Genomic DNA, 420 nt, shown 5'->3' with positions numbered 1-420 from the left:
AAGCATTCCCTGGGATATCTCAATTCCTGTAACCTTGTAGCCCCTTTTTGCGAGCTCTATTGAGTGCCTTCCGACACCGCAGCCAACGTCCAGTATCTTGGCTCATTCTGGCAGCTGAAACGCTTGAAGGAACTTAAACCTGATGTCCGCTAACTTGTTCTGGTGGCTCTGACATTTCAATCCACTAGGCCTGCTAACTCCAGAATGAAACCCCGGAAACGTTCGTTCATCGGGTTTCTAAAATAGAGCTTATCCAAATCTAAGCCGGTGGTGGTCGTGAAGAATCTCGACCTTTATTCGTTTCATACGCAATCAAAGGGAACAAGATAAAAAGCAAAGCCCAGAAACTTCAGGAGTCAGAACCCAGAAGTATCATTAGCTTCTCCTCGACCTCTTCCTTCTTCCTCACCAGATTCTGCC

Annotated in this window: 1 protein-coding gene; it reads right to left on the bottom strand. The window is 46.7% G+C overall.

The features are described from left to right. Positions 1-93, bottom strand: a 93-nt coding sequence (locus E3E29_RS11440) for a bifunctional 2-polyprenyl-6-hydroxyphenol methylase/3-demethylubiquinol 3-O-methyltransferase UbiG (protein ID WP_240922873.1), incomplete at its 3' end; no start/stop codon positions are given. Positions 94-420 lie beyond the last annotated feature (327 nt).

Origin of the sequence: Thermococcus sp. Bubb.Bath (assembly GCF_012027595.1) — an archaeon.
Classification (GTDB): domain Archaea; phylum Methanobacteriota_B; class Thermococci; order Thermococcales; family Thermococcaceae; genus Thermococcus.
The sequence above is the reverse complement of the archived record's forward strand: the minus strand, read 5'-3'. Positions and strand labels throughout refer to the sequence as shown.